We start from the raw sequence: 17,328 nt of genomic DNA, 5'->3' as shown, positions 1-17,328 counted from the left end.
CCCCGGGCCCCGGGCGGGGGGGGGGCGGGGGGCCCCAATCGCGCCCCCCCCCCCCCCACGGCCACTGGACCCGCCCCGAATTCGATGCAGAAACACTGCGAGTTTCCTCACCCGCCCGTACTGGTCATGCTGGGCTTCTCGGGACAGGACGATGCGAATCCTCTGGGAGGGTCCATGCGCCTGCGAGACCCGTACCGGCGCCGAACCACCGGGCCGAACCCGCTACCGGAGCGCTGAGACGCCATGCCGGCGACCACAGCAGGCGTACTGGTGGTGGGCGCCACGGGCGAAGTGGGCCGGATCGCCGTACAGGAGCTTCTCCGCCGCGGCGCCCGCGTCGCGCTGACGGGCCGCGACGCGGAACGCCTTGCAGGCCTGGCAGCACACACGGGCGGGTTCCTCGCCGCCGTGACGGGGGCGATCGTCACCACCCCGCTCACCGGGACCGCGGACTACGCGGCATCGAAGTCCGCCTTGGCATGCTGGCTCGGCGTCCTGGCGCGCGAGCTGCGCCGCAGGCGCGTCGCCGTGGTCGACGCCCGCCTCCCGCACCTGCACACCGGCTTCGCTTCCCGCGCCGTCGTGGGCACGCCGCCGCCCCTGCAAAGGGGCGCAGAACCCGCCCCCAAGGTCGTGGCACTCGTCGACGATCGTCATCGGGGCCGTGCTGGTGGCCGCCTTCTTCGCCGTCCGGATCGCCGGTTGGTGAGCAGGCACGAGCAGGTGGCCGCGAGCGATGCTTGGCCCATGCACTGGCCGCCCCGGTTCCTCTCCGCCCTCCGGGCCCGGGCGGGAGATGAACTGTTTCTCCGCATTGCGGGCCCCTCGGGACGGCAGCGGCGTGCTCGCATCCACGGTGCTCCGGGGCCGCGCTGGTACGGGCCCGGACGTCCGATACGGATCGTGCACGCCGATGCCTCGATGTACGTCGGCGGGCTCGCGGCGCTGCTGCTGCAGTCGCTGCACCCGGTCGCCATGGCCGCGGTCTGGGCCCACTCCGGATTCAGGGGCGACCCGTGGGGCCGGCTCCAGCGCACCAGCACCTTCCTGGCCGTCACGACCTTCGGGACGGCCCAGGACGCCGAGCAGGCCGTGCTCCAGGTGAGACGCGTGCACGAACGGGTCAAGGGACGCACCGCTTCGGGCGTGCCCTACCGCGCGTCCGACCCCCATCTGCTCACCTGGGTGCACATCGCGGAGACGGAGTGCTTCCTCAAGGCCTACCAGCGCTACGGGCGTCAGCCGCTGGACCGGCCCGGACAAGACGGGTACGTGGCCGATATGGCTCAGGTCGCACGCCGGCTGGGAGCCGCGGAGCCGCCCGAGACCCTCGGCGAGCTGACGGCGCGGATTGCCGCATACCGTCCCGAGCTCCGACCCACACCGGAAGCACGCGAGACCACCGACTATCTGCTGTCCCACCCCCCACTGCCCGCGGCCGCCCGTATTCCGTACGCCCTCCTGGTGGCCGCCGCAGTGGATCTGCTCCCCCGATGGGCCAGAGCCCAGCTCGTCCTGCCCCTCACCACGCGCCTCTCGCTGCCGCTGGCCCGGCTCGGCGGCCGTGCGGTGATTGCCGCCATCCGGTGGGCGACGCCTCCGCTTCCGCCGCCTACGGCACAGGCCGTGAACCCGCCCGACTGACCTCAGCGGGCCGTGACACGGGGCAGGGCAGCGGCTACATCGTCCGCGAGGCGGTCGATGTCCTTGCGGAGGAACGGAGCGGCCAGCCGGGCCAGGCCCTTGAAGCGGAAGGCCGCGGCATAGACCAGCCGGGTCGAACCCTCGGATACCGGCGTGAGGCGAAGGTCGTCGGTGATGACGGCGCTGCTGTTCTCTCCGATGAACACGAGACGGTCACTCTCTTGGACGTCGAGCCGGTACGACAGTTCCGTGGTGCGCCCGCGGAAGCGTGAGACGTTGCGCCAGAGGGAACCCGGCCGTACGGGCCCCTGGTCGAGACGGACGCAGGAGACCGTCGCCGGGTCCCACTCCTGCGTGTGCGCGAAGTCCGCGAGATACGCCACGGTGTCGTCCAGCGAGCGGGAAATGAGCATGGTGCGCACTACCTGAATCACCTTTTCCTCCTCAGCGGATGGAACGGACCTCCTCGTCAGCACGTATTCCGGCGGCTGCCCCTGCGTGGATGCACCGTCGGCACTTTCACCAGCTCGCCGGCGCCCCGACTCGCATCGTTTTCGCATCGTAGAATGGGCGGTATGTCCGAAGCAGCCCTCGGTGTATCGACGGGCGCTGTGGCGCGGCGCCTGGGCGTTTCGCCGACCACCGTGCGTTCCTGGGAGCAGCGGTACGGAATCGGCCCGGCGGTGCGCGAAGGCGGCAGGCACCGGCGGTGGATGCCGGGCGATGTCGCGATGTTGGAAGAAATGTGCCGGCTCACTTCGTCCGGCATACCGCCCGCCGAGGCCGCCCGGGCGGCGGTGGCCATGCGCCGCCAGCCGGATTCCGATTCGGATTCGGATTCGGCTGTCCGCGTGGAGACCCCTTCTCTCCTGCTGCGGGAAGCCGTCGCGCCGCCGGATGCCCGCGGCCAGACCCGTCAGCCCGGTTCGCGCAACGGGCTGCCCCTCGGTGAGGTGCGGCAGGAGTGCCGCGGGCTGGCGCGTGCCGCGGTGCGGCTCGACAGCCCGGCCATGGAGGCGCTGTTGGAGAACCTGGTGGAGGCTCATGGCCTCGTGACCGCGTGGGAGGAGGTGATGGCGCCGACGCTCCATGCCGCGGGCCGCAAGTGGGAATCCTCCGATGACCGGTACGTCGAGGTGGAGCATCTGCTGGCCTGGCACGTGTCGACGGCGCTGCGGCGAGCGGCGGTCGGCGGGCCCCTGGTCCCGGCTCACGTGGCGCCGGTTCTGCTGGCCTGTCTTCCCGGGGAGCAGCACACGCTGCCGTTGGAGGCGCTGGCGGCCGGACTGGCCGAACGGGGTCTGCCGGCCCGTATGTTCGGCGCGGCCGTGCCCGCCGAGGCCCTTCGGGCGGCCGTGCTGCGGTCAGGTCCGTCCGCTGTCGTGTTGTGGTCGCAGTCCCACTCGACGGCGGACAGCGCGCTGGCCCGGCACGTGGCGTCGACGGAGTTCGGCCTCAAGGGGGCCCGGACCACGCCCTTGGTCTTCCTCGCGGGCCCCGGCTGGTCCGTGCGGGACGCTGTCGCGGGCATGACGCGTCCTCGCGGTCTGCGGGAGGCGCTGGATGCCATCGCCGCGCTCTACACCGAGCGGGACGCGGCGCCGGAAGCGGAAGCCGGCGAGCCGCTGCCGGACACGATCGACGCCATGCCGTCACGGTGGTGAAAGCATCTCGGCGACCGTCCGGGCTGTGCGCTGCTCCCACAAGCCTCCGCCGCGCAGCATGCTGTGGCGGCCCGTCGGCATGGGGATCCCCCGTGCGAGGGCGCCTGCGGCGAGCGCCCGGTGGACGAAGTCCCACGACTGCCGGGCGGAGGTGATCCGGTCCCTCTCGTCGTGCAGCAGGTACAGCTGCCGTCCGGCCAGGTGGTCGACCGGTTCACCGGGCGGACACCAGGGGGCGAGGGCGATCACGCCTCGTACGGACGGATGCGCGGCGGCCCGCAGAGCGGCGCGGCCGCCCATGGAGTGACCGACGAGGACGACCGGGATGTCGCCGTGGCTTTCGCGGATCCACGCGAGGGCGTCGAGGGCGTCCTGGGCGGCATCGGCCCTGGCGCCGTTCCAGCCGCGGTGCCGGTAGCGGAGTTCGGCGACGAGAACCGACTGCCCCCCAGGGCGCGCATGACGGCGGTGGTGAAGGCGCGCATGCGCAGGGCGGGCAGATTGAGCAGCGGCGGCGGGCCCAGGCCGTCGGCTCGGCCGCCGTGCAGCAGCACCACCGCGGCGCGGGGGTCCGGCGGCGAGTACCGGACGGCGAGCCTGCCCGGCAGGGTGCCGGTGTGCCGGGTGAACGTTCTCGTCTTCAACGTCGTCCGCCCTCGGGTCGCGGCGGGCGGGGTGGGCGGGGCGTGCGTGGTGGGCGTGGGAAGAATCCGCTGGTGCGCGCCTGGTAGTCGGCGTATCCCGGGCGGTCGGCCATGTGGGCCTCGAGCAGGCGTTTGCCGCTGCCCTTGATGAGCAGCGCGCTCATGAGGAGCGGGGAGATGACGGTTGCGGCCGCGGTCTGCCAGGTGGCGCAGGCCGTGAGGTAGAGGCCCCACCAGACGAGGAAGTCGCCGAAGTAGTTGGGGTGCCTGTTCCATGCCCACAGTCCGCGGTCCATGATGCGTCCCTTGTTCGCGGGATCGGCTTTGAACCGGGCGAGCTGGTGGTCCCCCAGACCTTCGAAGAACAGGCCGGCGGCCCACAGCGTGAGCCCGAGCACCGCTGTGGCCTCCAGGGGCTGCGGCAGGAGGACTGCGGCCTGGACGGGGAGGGAGACCAGCCAGACGAGGGCGCCCTGGAGGAGGTAGACGGTGCGCAGGGCGTACCAGGCCGGGTTGCCCGGTGCCCGGGCGAGCATGCGGGCGTAGCGCGGGTCCTCCCCGTGTCCGCGTCCGCGCCGTGCGATGTGTACCGCGAGGCGGAGGCCCCACACGAGGGTGGCGAGGGCCACCGCGGTCCGCCGTGCCGGGTCGCCGTATCCCGCGGAGAGGAACCAGGCGACGACGGCGACGGCTGCGAAGGCCAGGCCCCAGGCGACGTCGACGATCCTGTGCACGCCCTTGACCGTGGCGACGGCGAAGGTCAGCAGCATGACAGCGAGCGCCGTGCCCGCCGAGGCGGCGAGGACGGTGACCAAGGCTCCGGTGTCGACGGCGGTCACGCGAGGGGCCCTTTCGTGTACCAGTGCGCCGGGGTGCCGGGCATCGCCGCCTCACCGTGGCCGTCTGGCCGCACGGCGAGGATCTGGTCGACGCCCATGCGGTTCTGGGCGAGGGCGAGGCGGCTGCCGGCGAGGTAGAGGCGCCAGACGCGGGTGGTGGGTTCGCCGACCAGGGTGACGAACTCCTTCCGTCGCTCTTCCAGCGTCAGGCTCCAGGCGGCGAGGGTGTAGGCGGGGTCGTCGGGGCGTTTCCAGTAGGCGCAGGAGTAGGCCATCGAGGTGTCGAGCAGGAGTTCGTAGAAGGTGTTCGACAGGTCGTAGTGGTGGCTGATGGCAGCGCGGTCCCGGACCGTAGTGTGCATGCGGCCGCGCAGCCGGGCCCGGGGGGCTGCCGGCCGGGCGGGGCAGGGGCCGAGCGCGCGCAGCCGCACGGCGGTCCTGGCGGCGCGGGCGAGATCGGCGGCATGGGGCCGGGCGGGCGTGCGTCCGGTCAGGTTCCGCCACACGTGTCCCAGGCTTGTGGCGAGGTCGTCCTCGGTGTCGATCTCCCCGGCGATGTACGCCTCGGCGAGGCCGAGCTCGCCGGGCTGCCACAGGAGCCAGCGCAGGGCGCGGGGGCTCCGGACGACGATGACCGGGGCGTCGCGGGGTCCGGCTTCGCTGCCGTCCCAGGCCTTCGTCCGGGGCCTGGTCGCGGTGGCCGACACGCTCATCAGACCTCCCGGCCGGGGTGCTCGGCGCCGGTGAGGACGAGCTGGCGTACGTCGAGGTAGTGGGACCGGAAGCCGGCCTCGGAGTAGGCGAGGTAGAACTCCCACATCCGGCGGAAGGCGTGGTCGAAGCCGAGGGCGGCCACCGCGGCGGACTGCTGGAGGAACCGCTCCCGCCACAGCCGCAGGGTTTCCGCGTAGTGGTCGCCGTAGCCGGTGTCGTGGACGATGCGCAGTCCGGCGTCCCCGCTTTCCCGGGCGATGGCCTCCCGGGACGGAATGAGGCCGCCGGGGAAGACGTACTTGCTGATCCAGGTGTGGGTGCGGGCGGTGTTCAGCATCTGCTGGTGCGGCATGGTGATGGCCTGGAGCGCGGCGCGGCCTCCGGGGGCCAGCAGGCGGCGCAGGGCGTCGAAGTAGGCGGGCCAGTACTCGGCGCCCACGGCTTCGATCATCTCGACGCTCACGACGGCGTCGTACCTGCCTTGGACGCGGCGGTAGTCGCACAACTCGACGGTGACCCGGTCGGCGACCCCGGCGTCCGCGATGCGCCTCAGTGCGAGCTCGCGCTGCTCGTGCGAGAGGGTGATCGTACGGACGCGGGCGCCGCGCGTGGCGGCCCGGATGGCCAGTTCTCCCCAGCCGGTGCCGATCTCCAGGAGGCTGCTGCCCGGTCGTGTCCCGGCCAGGTCGAGGAGCCGGTCGATCTTGCGGTGTTGAGCCGCGGGCAGGTGCGCGCTCGTGGCCGGGAAGGAGGCGAACACGGCCGACGAGTAGGTGAGGGTGGGGTCGAGGAAGGTGGCGAAGAGGTCGTTGGACAGGTCGTAGTGGCGTTGGATGTTCTCGCGGGCCCCGTCGATGGTGTTCAGGTCGGAGCTGGGCCTGCGGCGGACCCATGCGCCGCGCAGGCGGCGCAGCGCCCGGGGTACGAGGTCGTCGACGTGGCGCGCGATGACGGTCAGGGTGGCGACCAGGTCATGGCTGTCCCATTCGCCCGCCATGTAGGACTCGCCGAAGCCGATCAGGCCGTTGGCGCCGATCCGCCGGTAGAAGCCCTCGGGGTCGTGCAGGATCAGCGTCGGCAGGCTGCCGGTCGCGTCCCGGGCCTGTTCGGGTACGAGTCCCCCGCCGGCGTCGGTCCGTACGCGCAACGGCATCCGGGCGAAGGCCCGTTCCAGGATCCGGCGGGCCATGGCGGTGCGCAGGGCGGAGGTCCGGGGCAGGCGGGCGATGTCCGGCCAGAGCGTGGCGTCCACCGACTGCCGGCCGGCGCAGGTCTCGCCGTGCGGCACGGGAGGGAGGGTAAGAGTCACAGCGCGTCTCCCTGGACGGGATGGGCGGGGCAGGTGGCACCGGTGGGCCGGGGGGTGACGGGCAGGCCCTTGAGGTAGAGGCGGATGCCGTGCCGGCGGATGCCGAGCGACACCCCGGCGGTGGACCACGGGTTGCGCAGGACGGCGGCGAGCAGGGTTCGGGTTCCGGCGGGGCGGTGGGTGCCGCGGACGGTGGCGGTCAGTGGCCTTGAACCGTCGCCGTGGCAGAGCTGGATGGCGAGGTCGAGGCGGTCGCCGGGCAGCGGCAGCCTCATCCGGTAGTGGCCCTCGACGCCGAAGAACGGCGAGACGTGGAAGTTCTTGGGGACCTCGTCCCGGCCTTGGCCGTCGGGGCGCACGAGGTAGCTGTGGCGTTCGCCGTAGGTGTTGTGCACTTCGGCGACGACGCAGACCAGGTGGCCGGACCTGTCGTGGCACCAGTACAGGGTCAGCGGGTTGAAGACGTGTCCCAGCACGCGTGCGTGGGCGAGCATGAGAACGCACCCGTCGGCGTTGTCGACGCCTTGGGCGGCGAGGTAGGCGTCGAGGCCGGCCCGCACGGTCGGCGCGTCGCCCGCGAAGTGGTCCCGGGCGTCGAAGCGGGCGAACGGCCGCAGGACGCGGGGCAGGACCGGAGGGTGGTCCACGTCGATCAGCCACAGGTACGTTCGGTGCCGCAGGACGTACCGGACCGGCGTGACCCGGACGTGCCTCACCTCGCTCGCGTACAGAGCGGGCAGGCGGGGCGCCGTTGCGGGCGGGGTCGGTTTGGCCGCGCGGGCGGGTGCGGTTGTCACCAGCCCACCCCCAGTGATCGGGCCGCCTCGGCGCCCGAGCGGCAGCCGTCCTCGTGGAATCCCCACCCGTGGTAGGCGCCCGCGTAGGCGGTGACGCGGTCGTTCAGGGTGGGCAGCAGGCGCTGCGCCGCCACCGACTCGGGCGTGTAGACCGGGTGTTCGTAGGTCATCCGGGCCAGGACGGTGGCCTCGTCGAGCCGGTCGCCGGGGTTCAGGGTGACGATGTGCGGCTCGCCGCCCGGCAGGCGCTGCAGCCGGTTCATGTCGTAGCTGACCTGTACGGATTCGGGGCGGGCCGTACAGGAGGGCAGCCAGTAGTTCCATGCCGCCCGGGCGTGCCCGCCGCGGGGCAGGAACGTGGTGTCCCGGTGCAGCACCGTCGGATTGCGGGAGTAGGTGAAGGCACCGAGGAGGCGGCGCTCCTGCTCCGTGGGATCGGCCAGAAGGCGCAGGGCCTGGTCGGGATGGACCGCGATGACGACGGCGGCGTGTTCGGGCGACTCGCCGTCCTCGGTGAACAGGCGCACGGAGCCGGCTCCCCGTACGACCTTGCGGACGGGTGTCGACGTCCGGACGGCGGCGAGGGTCTTGGCGGCCCGTTCGACGTAGGCGGCGGACCCTCCGGTGACGGTCTTCCACTGCGGGGATCCGGTGACGGACAGCAGTCCGTGATGGTCGAGGAAGCGGAAGAGGTAGGAGGCCGGGTACTGGAGGGCGGTCTCCGCCGCGCAGGACCAGACGGCCGCGACCAGGGGGATGGCGAAGTGGCTGACGAAGTACGGCGAGAAGCGGTTGCGGTGCAGGAAGTCGCCCAGGGTGCGCGTGGTGTCGTCGGCGGCCAGCAGCCGGCGGGCGGCGCGGTGAAACCTGGGGACGTCGGCGAGCATCAGCAGGTGGCGGCCGCGGAGCAGGTTCCCGCCGCCCAGGAGTCCGCGCGGGCCGCGGGCGCCGGCGTACTCCAGGCCGCAGCCGTCGCAGCGGACGGACATGCTCATCTCGGAGTCCTGCGTGCTCACGCCCAGTTCGCGGAAGAGGCGCAGGAGGGTCGGGTAGGTGCGCTCGTTGTGGACGATGAAGCCCGTGTCGACGCTGAGCGTCCTGCCACCGGCAGTTGGCAGCTCCTGTGTGTGCGCGTGGCCGCCGAGGCGGTCGTCCGCCTCGTAGAGGACCACGTCGTGGGTGCGGGACAGTATGTACGCGGCTGTCAGTCCGGACACTCCTGCCCCGACCACCGCGATGCTCGGTCGGTCCAACCCGTCCACCCCCTCTGGTGGTTGGGGCCCGGGGAACGGACTTCCCGAGGCCTGCGGTTTCATCGGACTATTCGGTGCCGCTCCCGTGTCGGATGGGTGCGGTTTCAGCCCCGGTCTCCCCTGCGGCCGAGGCCACGCTGAGCCTGAGCCGCTGCATCCCCCGGCGTGCGTGGCTCTTCACGGTGCCGAGCGGCATCCCGGTGCGGCGGGCGATCTGGGCCTGGGTGAGATCGGCGAAGTAGGCGAGGGCCAGCACATCGCGCTGGAGCCGCGGGAGCCGGGAGAGTTCCCGGGTGACCACGATCCGGTCGACCACCTGCTCGGTCCCCCCGACCGGGTGGTCGGAGAGCTGCCGGCCGACAGCGGCCACGAGTTCCAGCCGCCGGGTCCGCGCACTCAGTGCGTCCGCCGTCTTGCGGCGGGTGATGCCCAGGAGCCACGCCGGGAGCGTGCCGCGATCCGGACGGAACCCGGCCCGGCCGCGCCACGCGGCGACGAACACCTGCTGGGCGACGTCCTCCGCCTCGCGCGCGTCGCCCAAGGCGCGCAAGGCGCAGGAGTGGACGAGACGGCTCCAGCGCCGGTAGGCCAGCGGCAGCCATTGCTCGTCGTCCTGGAGCATCAACGCTGTGATGGCGGCGTCCGAGACGGATTCGTCCGGCCGTGTGCCGGCCGCGACAGCGGCCTGACCAGCATCGTTGCCCCGCATCAGGGTTGCGGTCATGACGCCTCCTCCTCCGACTCGCGGTCCTCGCGTCTGCCGGAGCGAAGGCCGTCACCACACGGAGGAAGACACCTGCGGGTCCGTCGGACGCGATGCGATCAGGTTCCACGGATCAGACCCGCCGGAGCAACTTGCATCGTTTACGCATTGAATTCGGCCGGGGTCGGGGGTCAACCGATGCGGCGCGGCTCCCCGATCGAGTGAACCGCACCTTTGAGACCAAACCGGCAAGACACGGGCGGCGAAGTACGGGAGCGAGATGCCCGGGCAGTCACCGGGCTCTCGGGCGTCGCGGGGACTTCCGCGCGGCGCGGCATCCGCCCCTTGGAGGTAGAGCAATGCTTCGTGTGTGCAAGAGCGTTTCGGTGGCCCTGGCAGTCGGCGCAGTGGTGGTCGGCGGTGCGTCGATGGCCTTCGCCGACGCGGGGGCGCAGGGTGTGGCCGCGTATTCGCCCGGTGTCGGCTCGGGCAACCTGATCCAGGTCCCCATCCACATCCCGGTCAACGCCTGCGGCAACACGCTCAGCATCATCGGTCTGCTGAACCCGTCCTTCGGCAACACCTGCGTCAACCTCTGACCGGGCACCCCCGCAAGGCGCCGGTCCGCCGCCGAGAACGGGGTGGCGCGGACCGGTGACCTGCCCGGGTCCGGGTCCAGGGGGGCGGGGTGCGCTCTTGGCGCATCGCATCCCCTCACGCGTACCCGCGGCCCGGCGGGTCGGCTGCGGGTGGCTGTCGGCACAGCCACCCGCAGCACCCCGGAAGATCCGGCGCGTCGGCGCGTCGGATCTTCCGGTGGCGGACCAATCCACTGGGCCGTTGGCGCCGAAGAACGGGCGTGAGCAGCTTCCGCGACGCACACTCCCCCGCAGCCGGTGGTGCACAGGCCGGACTTCTCGCCGCCCTCACCTCATGTGCGGATCCCCTGGGCCGCTCTGTGCCCGGGCGGCGCGGCGCAGCCGCCGGAACCTCCCGAACTCATCTCGCCCCGCCCGCCCGTGGACGCACGGTCCGGCAGGAACAAAGCCGCCTTATCAAGGAGAAACCGATCATGAACAGTATGCAGATCCGACGCACCGGTATCGCCGTGGCCGCAGCCGTCCTGCTGCCCTTCTCGCTGGCCGCCTGTTCCGATGCCTCCAGCGACACCAAGGCCGCCCCCAGCGCGGCCGCGGGCGGCTCCGCCTCGACGGGAGCGAGCACACCTGCCGGAGACGCGATGACGATGGACGAGCCCTTCGGCCCCGCCTGCGCAGGAGTCCCGAAGGACGGCGCGGGCTCCTTCGAGGGCATGGCCAAGGACCCGGTCGCCACCGCCGCCTCCAACAACCCGGCCCTGTCCACCCTGGTCGCCGCGGTCAAGCAGGCCGGGCTCGTGGACACCCTGAACAACGCGCAGGACATCACCGTCTTCGCCCCGACCAACGACGCCTTCGCGAAGATCCCGAAGGCCGACCTCGACAAGGTGCTCGCCGACAAGGCGACGCTGACCAAGATCCTCACGTACCACGTGGTCGGCCAGAAGCTGACGCCTGAGCAGCTGGACAACGGCTCCTTCGAAACCCTCCAGAAGGGCACGGTCACCACCAAGGGCTCCGGCGAGTCCTACAAGGTCAACGACACCGCCTCGGTGGTCTGCGGCAACGTCAAGACCGCCAACGCCAACGTCTACATCATCGACACCGTCCTGATGCCGAAGTAGCCGCCGACGGCGTCCTGCCGTCCGCCGTACGACAGCGGCCCGGTACCTCCGTCCGAGCAGAACGGAGGTACCGGGCCGTTCGTCGCTTCTTGACGGGCTAGCTCTGGTTGAGGGGCAGGGCCAGGTCGGTGACCTGGTACTTCTGCGGGAAGGCTCCCTTGTCGGTGGCCTTGCCCGTCAGTACGTCGACGGAGTAGAGGCGGTATGCGCCGCCCGTACCGATGGCCGCGAAGCCGTGGTTCGTGCCGGCGGCCGGGTTGTAGTAGATGTCGAACCCGGCGTCCAGGTCGGCGTCGACCCCGAGGTTGCCGGTGGGGGCGAGGGTGCCGGCGTTGGCGGGCGACTGCAGGGAGATGCGGTTGATCATCGTGTCGAGGTCGAACAGGGTGGTCGCCGTTGCGGCGTTGAGGTCGTTGTTGGTGTAGGCGGCGCCGGTGACGCCCGTGGCGGTCGAGGGCGGGGTGGTGGGGTTGGTGAGGGGGCCGTCGACCGTCGTGGTCAGGAGCGCGGATCGGTCGTCGATGTTGTGGCGCAGGTTCTGGCCTGTGTCGGAGATGACCCGCAGGCGGTTCGCGGCGGGGTTGAAGTCCACGCCGAACGCGGTCCCGGCGAGCGCCTCGGTCAGCTGGGACACCTTCGTGGCCGCTGCGTTCGTGGTGTTCAGGGTGTAGATGCCGCCTCGGTCGCCTACGCCGTACAGCCGCTCGTTCTGGACGCGGAAGTCGATGCCGACGAGCTTGGTGTCGCCGGCAAGTCCGGAAACCGCGCCCAGCGACCAGGTCTTGGACGGCTTGTGCACATCGAACTCGACCAGGCGCTGGTCGCTGGTCAGGCCGATCGCACGCAGTCCGCCGTTGTGGTCCATCGCAGGCAGGGTCTGCGGCGGGGTGTCGTCGGCAGCGGCGAGCGCGGGAGCCGCGCACAAGGCTGCGAGAACGACGGCGGATGCGGCGGTGAGGGTGCGGTTTCGCATGTCACTCCCAGATCGGATGCCTCGGCCAGGGTGGCCGACGGCTCGACCGGCATTCGCGACCACGGCCACCGCGGATGTGTCCCCGGGGCGGATGCCACCCGCACGGCCCAAGGGCGGCGCCCCTTGCTCCGGACGGGTGCGGCGGTCCGGCCGCGCTTTCCCTCTCGCGGCCGGGCCGCCCGCTCAACGTCCAGGCCGGCGGCAGACGGCGGCCGTTCGGATGAACTCTTCAAGGCCGCATAACGGAACCGGATCGCAGATTGTCAGATTGGCATGACAGTCCATCAGTTTCTGCCGCGTCAGGTCTCTCGCCCCAGCTCAACCTCGCTGCGCCGTCCATCAGGGCTTCCCGAGCCGGAAGAGCGGCGTCGGCTTCGTCAGCAGTGGGGCCTGAGTACCCGGCAAGTCGCCGTCGCGTTCGGTGTGACCCCGGCGACGGTGCGTTCCTGGGAGTGCGGGCGCACGGCACCACGAGGTGGCCGGCGTGACGCGTACCGGCGGTTCCTCGCGGGTCTCGCCCAGCACGGCGCGACCACGGTCATCACTCTGAAGGACCCAAGACCGGCCGCCTCGCGACAGCCCGACACCGTACTTCCCGAGACACGACGGGCTCCCTCACCGACCGAACCGCGGCAGGCAGCCCCCTCACTGCCGCGCCGGCAGCCCGCAGGTGCGGTCGGGATGGAGACCGTCGGAGCCACCTCCGGGAGTGCGGATCCGATCTCGCCCGATCGGGTCCGCCGACTGCGGCTGCTGGGCGCCGCGGCCTGTGCGTGGTCGCTCGCGCTGTGGGTGATCCTGACGTGCCCGAGGCCGCTGTAGCGAGCCCCGATCCGCTCCCACCCGGACGCAGTTCACACGATGCCGGTGACGGTGACCTTCACCGCCGCCGGGGAGGCGGCGGCCGTCTCGGCGGCGGCCGCCCGCACGGCGCGGGCGACATCGGCCGCCCGGTGTTGTGCACGGGCGACGATGTCGATGTGAACGGCTGTGACGGACCCGGCGGCCCCGAGCGTGACGCGCACCGCGGAACGCTCCCCGCCGGTGGCGGCCGTTCGTGCTTCGGGTCGGCTGACGACGGAGTGGAGCAGGCCGCGCAGGCCGGGGCGCAGGCAGGCTACGCCGGGTACGGCCAGCACGGCCTCGGTGACCGCCGCGGAGACGGCGGCTACCTGTGGTGTCGTCATACCGTGGGCTCCTGTGGCCGGTCCGGTGGGTCGTGGAGGTCGCTGACGGTGGCGTCCAGCGCGGAGACGGTGAGGCCGATCCGTTCGTGTGCGGCCCGGGCGGTGGTGCTCCGTACCGCCTCGGACAACGCCTGTAGGTCGCGCCCGTACTCGGCTGTGATCTTGAGGTGGACGGTGACCGGGCCGCGCCGAGCCACGCCGGGGCCGTCCGGCGGGACGATGCGGCAACTGCCGGCGCGGACGCCGGGAACTTCCTCGGCGGCCGCGCGCAGGATCCGGGCGGCCACGGACTCGTAGATCCAGCTGTCCTCCTCCAGCTCGCCCAGGGGCAGGTTCCGGCCGGGACGCAGCTCCAGGCGGACCAAGTCCATGACCCTGCGCGCCAGGGAGGAGGTGTCCGAAGGGTCCGTGGGGCCGTCCGGCATCGGGGGCAGTACGGCGGCGCGGAGCCGCTCGAGGTCTGCCAGGGCTTCCTGGCAGTTGACGCAAGAGCTGGTGTGCGGGTCCGCTCGGGTGTGCGTTGCCTGCTCCCATACGGCGGCCAGGTCGCGGCCGCAGGCCAGGAGCTCGGTGTCCTCGTCGGACGACTCGTGTTCGTGGTGGTTCATCGCCATGCGGCCATCGCCTCCGTCAGCACGCGCCGAGCCCGGAAGACGCGCGCGCGAACCGCTTCCGGGCTGATACGGACCGTTTGAGCGATCGATTCGTGGGAGAGGCCCTCGATCTCCCGTAGCACCCAGCACACCCTCTGCTCCGCGGACAGGCAACGCATCGCGCGGCCGAGATCGCGGGCGGCGGCGTGTGATTCGGCGGCACGGACGGGCGATGCCTGGTGCTCCGGTGCGGCCGGCTCCGGGACCGCGTCGAGGTCTGCGGCCGGTCGGCGGGCGCGCAGCAGGTTCAGGCACCGGTTGGTGACGATGCGGTGCAGCCACGTACCAAAGCCCGCTTCGCCGCGGAACTCGGGCAGTTTGCGCCAGGCGCTGACGAAAGCGTCCTGGACGGCGTCCTCGGCCTCGGCACGGGTGCCCATGAGGCGTTCGGCGAGCTGGAGCATGGCCGCTCCGTGACGGTGTACGAGCACCTCGAACGCCTCCTCGTCCCCTTCCGCCGCCTTCACGGCCAGCAGCTCGTCCCCTGACCCGGACGCACCGTCCGTTCCGTCGGGATCCCATCGAGCGCACACACGGGCTCCTTCCAGCCTCCATGTTCTTTGACACCGTCGGCGCCCGATCCGTTACGGACAGAAGATCCAAACTGTCGTTCGCACCGTTCACGGAAGAGGTCCGTAACGGATCGGTGGCCAGTGGTGTCAAAGGGGAGCAAGCGAACTTCGACTCACAAGGGAGCAGTCATGACCGCAACGCAGGAAACGGCGCCGGCCCAGCGGGGCGCGGCGAGTTCCGCTGCCGGGCAGGGTGCCGGGCCGGTACAGGTCGACGAGCCGGCCCGCACTCGGGGCCGGACGTCGATCGCGGACATCGTGGTCGTCAAGATCGCCGGTATGGCGGCGCGGGAGATTCCCGGCGTGCACGACATGGGCGGCGGGCTCTCTCGCACGCTGGGCGCGGTCCGCGACCGGGTGCCCGGCGGGCGGCCCAATGTCGGGCGGGGCGTGAAGGTCGAGGTCGGTGAGCGTCAGGCCGCGATCGACGTCGAACTGGTCGTGGAGTACGGGGTTCCGGTACCGGACGTCGCCCGGGACGTGCGCGAGAACGTGATCAGCGCCGTCGAGCGCATCACCGGCCTGGGGGTCGTCGAGGTGAACATCGCCGTCACCGACGTCCACCTGCCCGGCGAGGACGAAGCGGCAGCAGGCGACACGCGCGTGGAGTGACCGGCCGGCACGCGGATCGTTCGGCTGATCGAGGACGAGGTGGAAGAGGCATGGGAGACATGGGCAAGGAAACGCTCGGGCTGGTGACCGGAATGGCCCTGGCATTCGCCGGCTGGTTCGGAGGGTTCGCGGCCTTCCTGTTGGTCGCGGCCCTCGGCGGTCTGGGCTTTGCGGCTGGTCGCTATCTGGAAGGCGGCGGGAAGGTCAGGGATCTCCTGTTCGCCGATGACCGCAGGCGACCGTGAGGGCGGCCGAGCGCGGCGTCACCACGGTCGCCGACCGGGTCGCCGTCAAGATCGCCAGGCAGGCCGCGACCGAAGCGCTGACCGACGGTGGCCGCGTCCTGCGTGGCACGGCATCCCAGGCAGGGCCGGGTTTCGACATCGCCGTGGAGGTGGCGTTGCCGCTCTCCCCCGACGTCGGATCCCAAGCCGTGTCGATCCAGGAGCATGTCGGCATCCGCTCCGCGCATCTGACAGGCCGAAAGGTCGCGGCGCCGCTCATCCGGGTGAGGCAGCTCACGGCGGCCGCCCCCGGGCCCGGACCGCAACCGCCGGCCGTGGCGGGCGAACAGGCGCCGAGAACGTGGTCGCAGCGGCGTCTGTCGGCCGGATGCCTGGCCGTGACGATCACCGCATCCTCGTGTCTGCTGCTCTGGAACGCGCTCGCACCCCACCTGCTGGTCGAGGCAGGGTCGTTGTCGCCCTACGAGGCCCTTGTGAGGTTCGCCCGCCGGCACAGCCGCATCGGCGGCTGGGCCGGCGCGACCGCCGCCTTGGGCATGTGGCTGGTGATCCTGGCCCTCACCCCCGGGCACCGCCGTCTCCTGACCCTGCGCACCCCCGCGCCGGTGCGGGCGGGGCTCAGCCGAAGCGGCGCCGCGCATCTGGTCGGCGCGGCCCTGGCCGACGTACCGGGGCTGCGCGTCCGTTCCGTCCGCTGCACCGCACGCACCGTTCACGTCCGCTCGGAACTCACCTTCGGTGAAGCCGAGCCGGCCAGAGAGACAGCAACCCTCGCGATCTCCCACGCAATCGAAGCAATGGCACTGAGGCGGAACCCCCGAATCAGACTCGACCTCACGGATACCGGCTCATCCGGGCCGCCGCCCGCCCCAGACCACCGCATCCAGGCAGAAGACCACCATGCGTAGCCGTGGGGCGGCCAACCGGGCCGCGCTCGGCCTGACGGGTTTCATCCTCTGCATCACTGCGGCAAGTTGGGCCCGCTGGGGCACCGTCGGCAGCCCGCCGCACCTGGACCTGACCCCCGTGCGCGACCGCCTCTCGGGACATCCCACGGCGGCCTTGACGGTTCTGGGATGTCTGGGACTGCTCCTCGGGATGGCCTTGCTCAAGGCCCAGTTCCGCGGTCGCGTACCGCGCCGGCTGCCCCTGACATCACCGCGCTGCTCGCTCGACAGCCGAGCCCTGCGCCGTGCGGCACGAACGGGCTGCACCGCGGTCCCCGGAGTCGTACGGGCGCGTTGTCGGCTGAACGGTTCCGTCAAACGCCCGGAACTCACCCTCATCCTGCACCTGGATTGCAGGGCACGCCCGGACGACGTCCTCACCGCCATCGGGACGAGCGTCCTGCCCTCCCTTGCCGCTCTCCTCGCCCCGCAGCCGCTCAACACGCGGATCCTCCTAAGGGTCCAGAGGCCCCGCCGGGTCAAGGCCGCCTGAGAAGGCCCGGACGCGCCGTCGAGCCGCGAACGCCGCCGGGAACACCTGGATCCAGACGCTGCGCCTGACCCACGACGGCACCAACCACCTGTGCCTGGACAGCACCGGACGGTTGCGGCCCAACCCGGGCACGTGGATCGTCGAGGCACGTCAGTGCTCGTCCGGCTCCAGGCCCGGCTCGGGCTCATGGTTCGTGAGGACGTATCCCGATCCGCAGGAACTGGGAAGCCTTCGCACCAGTACGCTGGACTTTGGGATGGGGTTGTAGCGCAGTGGTCGTCGCGCCTTCACCGCATGTAGGAGGACGCCGGTTCGAATCCGGTCGGCCCCATCCCACCCCGGCCGCGGGTCGCACA

Annotated in this window: 19 protein-coding genes, 1 tRNA gene and 1 pseudogene; 9 read left to right on the top strand and 12 right to left on the bottom strand. The window is 71.6% G+C overall.

The features are described from left to right. Positions 1 to 747: 747 nt before the first annotated feature. On the top strand, positions 748 to 1,644 hold the full coding sequence (locus ACFWP3_RS29665; RefSeq protein WP_384227036.1) for an oxygenase MpaB family protein: 897 nt from the start codon (positions 748 to 750) through the stop codon (positions 1,642 to 1,644). 2 nt (positions 1,645 to 1,646) lie between these two features. Here the strand turns inward: ACFWP3_RS29665 and ACFWP3_RS29660 are convergent, their stop codons facing one another. Continuing rightward, the gene (locus ACFWP3_RS29660) at positions 1,647 to 2,078 is read right to left on the bottom strand and encodes an SRPBCC family protein (protein ID WP_384227028.1); all 432 of its coding nucleotides are present in this window, start codon (positions 2,076 to 2,078) and stop codon (positions 1,647 to 1,649) included. 141 nt (positions 2,079 to 2,219) lie between these two features. Here ACFWP3_RS29660 and ACFWP3_RS29655 point away from each other — a divergent pair, with 141 nt between their 5' ends. Next, positions 2,220 to 3,308 (top strand): MerR family transcriptional regulator, encoded by a 1,089-nt coding sequence (locus ACFWP3_RS29655; RefSeq protein WP_384227026.1) that lies wholly within the window; start codon positions 2,220 to 2,222, stop codon positions 3,306 to 3,308. Here the strand turns inward: ACFWP3_RS29655 and ACFWP3_RS29650 are convergent. The 7 genes and pseudogenes from ACFWP3_RS29650 to ACFWP3_RS29620 all read right to left on the bottom strand — a co-directional run. Continuing rightward, positions 3,297 to 3,698, bottom strand: a pseudogene (locus tag ACFWP3_RS29650) (alpha/beta fold hydrolase); the annotation flags it as partial. The gene ACFWP3_RS29655 and the pseudogene ACFWP3_RS29650 sit on opposite strands and share 12 nt — an antisense overlap. 250 nt (positions 3,699 to 3,948) lie before the next feature. Beyond that, on the bottom strand, positions 3,949 to 4,791 hold the full coding sequence (locus ACFWP3_RS29645) for a DUF1295 domain-containing protein (RefSeq protein ID WP_384227023.1): 843 nt from the start codon (positions 4,789 to 4,791) through the stop codon (positions 3,949 to 3,951). Then, positions 4,788 to 5,504: a class I SAM-dependent methyltransferase gene (locus ACFWP3_RS29640; protein WP_384227020.1), complete on the bottom strand. Its 717-nt coding sequence runs from the start codon at positions 5,502 to 5,504 to the stop codon at positions 4,788 to 4,790. Before ACFWP3_RS29640 ends, ACFWP3_RS29645 begins: the two co-directional genes overlap by 4 nt. Then, entirely contained in the window at positions 5,504 to 6,814 is a 1,311-nt protein-coding gene (locus ACFWP3_RS29635; protein ID WP_384227017.1) for a class I SAM-dependent methyltransferase, read from the bottom strand. The genes ACFWP3_RS29640 and ACFWP3_RS29635 overlap by 1 nt, the downstream gene beginning before the upstream one ends. Next, a complete protein-coding gene (locus ACFWP3_RS29630) occupies positions 6,811 to 7,611 on the bottom strand; it encodes a DUF1365 domain-containing protein (protein ID WP_384227015.1) in 801 nt (266 codons plus the stop codon). Before ACFWP3_RS29630 ends, ACFWP3_RS29635 begins: the two co-directional genes overlap by 4 nt. Beyond that, positions 7,608 to 8,873: an NAD(P)/FAD-dependent oxidoreductase gene (locus ACFWP3_RS29625; protein ID WP_384227012.1), complete on the bottom strand. Its 1,266-nt coding sequence runs from the start codon at positions 8,871 to 8,873 to the stop codon at positions 7,608 to 7,610. The genes ACFWP3_RS29630 and ACFWP3_RS29625 overlap by 4 nt, the downstream gene beginning before the upstream one ends. A gap of 58 nt (positions 8,874 to 8,931) precedes the next feature. Then, complete coding sequence (locus tag ACFWP3_RS29620) at positions 8,932 to 9,588, bottom strand: sigma-70 family RNA polymerase sigma factor (RefSeq protein WP_384227009.1); 657 nt, start codon at positions 9,586 to 9,588, stop codon at positions 8,932 to 8,934. 338 nt (positions 9,589 to 9,926) lie between these two features. Between ACFWP3_RS29620 and ACFWP3_RS29615 the strand changes: the two genes are divergently transcribed. Together ACFWP3_RS29615 and ACFWP3_RS29610 are read left to right on the top strand one after the other, a co-directional pair. Beyond that, on the top strand, positions 9,927 to 10,166 hold the full coding sequence (locus ACFWP3_RS29615; protein WP_384227007.1) for a chaplin: 240 nt from the start codon (positions 9,927 to 9,929) through the stop codon (positions 10,164 to 10,166). A gap of 473 nt (positions 10,167 to 10,639) precedes the next feature. Next, the gene (locus ACFWP3_RS29610; protein WP_384227004.1) at positions 10,640 to 11,290 is read left to right on the top strand and encodes a fasciclin domain-containing protein; all 651 of its coding nucleotides are present in this window, start codon (positions 10,640 to 10,642) and stop codon (positions 11,288 to 11,290) included. Positions 11,291 to 11,387: 97 nt separating this feature from the next. Here the strand turns inward: ACFWP3_RS29610 and ACFWP3_RS29605 are convergent, their stop codons facing one another. The 4 genes from ACFWP3_RS29605 to ACFWP3_RS29590 form a co-directional block, all read right to left on the bottom strand. Next, positions 11,388 to 12,263, bottom strand: coding sequence for a DUF4394 domain-containing protein (locus ACFWP3_RS29605; protein WP_384227002.1), 876 nt, complete (start codon positions 12,261 to 12,263; stop codon positions 11,388 to 11,390). Between the two features lie 854 nt (positions 12,264 to 13,117). Continuing rightward, positions 13,118 to 13,450 carry an Asp23/Gls24 family envelope stress response protein gene (locus tag ACFWP3_RS29600; protein WP_384226999.1) on the bottom strand — a complete coding sequence of 111 codons (333 nt, stop codon included), beginning with the start codon at positions 13,448 to 13,450 and terminating at the stop codon, positions 13,118 to 13,120. Then, positions 13,447 to 14,064 (bottom strand): Asp23/Gls24 family envelope stress response protein, encoded by a 618-nt coding sequence (locus tag ACFWP3_RS29595; protein WP_384226996.1) that lies wholly within the window; start codon positions 14,062 to 14,064, stop codon positions 13,447 to 13,449. Before ACFWP3_RS29595 ends, ACFWP3_RS29600 begins: the two co-directional genes overlap by 4 nt. Next, positions 14,055 to 14,636: an RNA polymerase sigma factor gene (locus ACFWP3_RS29590; RefSeq protein ID WP_384226994.1), complete on the bottom strand. Its 582-nt coding sequence runs from the start codon at positions 14,634 to 14,636 to the stop codon at positions 14,055 to 14,057. Before ACFWP3_RS29590 ends, ACFWP3_RS29595 begins: the two co-directional genes overlap by 10 nt. 168 nt (positions 14,637 to 14,804) lie before the next feature. Here ACFWP3_RS29590 and ACFWP3_RS29585 point away from each other — a divergent pair, with 168 nt between their 5' ends. From ACFWP3_RS29585 to ACFWP3_RS29565, 5 genes are all read left to right on the top strand, one after another. Next, complete coding sequence (locus tag ACFWP3_RS29585) at positions 14,805 to 15,287, top strand: Asp23/Gls24 family envelope stress response protein (protein ID WP_384226991.1); 483 nt, start codon at positions 14,805 to 14,807, stop codon at positions 15,285 to 15,287. A gap of 59 nt (positions 15,288 to 15,346) precedes the next feature. Beyond that, entirely contained in the window at positions 15,347 to 15,532 is a 186-nt protein-coding gene (locus tag ACFWP3_RS29580; RefSeq protein ID WP_384227033.1) for a hypothetical protein, read from the top strand. Continuing rightward, a complete protein-coding gene (locus tag ACFWP3_RS29575; RefSeq protein WP_384226989.1) occupies positions 15,529 to 16,440 on the top strand; it encodes a DUF6286 domain-containing protein in 912 nt (303 codons plus the stop codon). The genes ACFWP3_RS29580 and ACFWP3_RS29575 overlap by 4 nt, the downstream gene beginning before the upstream one ends. Then, positions 16,433 to 16,972: a hypothetical protein gene (locus tag ACFWP3_RS29570; RefSeq protein ID WP_384226986.1), complete on the top strand. Its 540-nt coding sequence runs from the start codon at positions 16,433 to 16,435 to the stop codon at positions 16,970 to 16,972. The genes ACFWP3_RS29575 and ACFWP3_RS29570 overlap by 8 nt, the downstream gene beginning before the upstream one ends. A gap of 258 nt (positions 16,973 to 17,230) precedes the next feature. Beyond that, positions 17,231 to 17,303: transfer RNA gene (locus ACFWP3_RS29565), tRNA-Ala, on the top strand. Positions 17,304 to 17,328 lie beyond the last annotated feature (25 nt).

Source organism: Streptomyces sp. NPDC058525, assembly GCF_042719495.1.
Classification (GTDB): Bacteria; Actinomycetota; Actinomycetes; order Streptomycetales; family Streptomycetaceae; genus Streptomyces.
This window is presented reverse-complemented; position numbering and strand designations above follow the sequence as displayed.

Bases quoted from the DNA above. Each gene is read 5' to 3' on its own strand.
- ACFWP3_RS29665 (WP_384227036.1), top strand. From the start codon at position 748: ATGCACTGGCCGCCCCGGTTCCTCTCCGCCCTCCGGGCCCGGGCGGGA.
- ACFWP3_RS29655 (WP_384227026.1), top strand. From the start codon at position 2,220: ATGTCCGAAGCAGCCCTCGGTGTATCGACGGGCGCTGTGGCGCGGCGC.
- ACFWP3_RS29640 (WP_384227020.1), bottom strand. From the start codon at position 5,504: ATGAGCGTGTCGGCCACCGCGACCAGGCCCCGGACGAAGGCCTGGGAC.
- ACFWP3_RS29620 (WP_384227009.1), bottom strand. From the start codon at position 9,588: ATGACCGCAACCCTGATGCGGGGCAACGATGCTGGTCAGGCCGCTGTC.
- ACFWP3_RS29615 (WP_384227007.1), top strand. From the start codon at position 9,927: ATGCTTCGTGTGTGCAAGAGCGTTTCGGTGGCCCTGGCAGTCGGCGCA.
- ACFWP3_RS29610 (WP_384227004.1), top strand. From the start codon at position 10,640: ATGAACAGTATGCAGATCCGACGCACCGGTATCGCCGTGGCCGCAGCC.
- ACFWP3_RS29605 (WP_384227002.1), bottom strand. From the start codon at position 12,263: ATGCGAAACCGCACCCTCACCGCCGCATCCGCCGTCGTTCTCGCAGCC.
- ACFWP3_RS29600 (WP_384226999.1), bottom strand. From the start codon at position 13,450: ATGACGACACCACAGGTAGCCGCCGTCTCCGCGGCGGTCACCGAGGCC.
- ACFWP3_RS29595 (WP_384226996.1), bottom strand. From the start codon at position 14,064: ATGGCGATGAACCACCACGAACACGAGTCGTCCGACGAGGACACCGAG.
- ACFWP3_RS29585 (WP_384226991.1), top strand. From the start codon at position 14,805: ATGACCGCAACGCAGGAAACGGCGCCGGCCCAGCGGGGCGCGGCGAGT.
- ACFWP3_RS29580 (WP_384227033.1), top strand. From the start codon at position 15,347: ATGGGCAAGGAAACGCTCGGGCTGGTGACCGGAATGGCCCTGGCATTC.
- ACFWP3_RS29570 (WP_384226986.1), top strand. From the start codon at position 16,433: ATGCGTAGCCGTGGGGCGGCCAACCGGGCCGCGCTCGGCCTGACGGGT.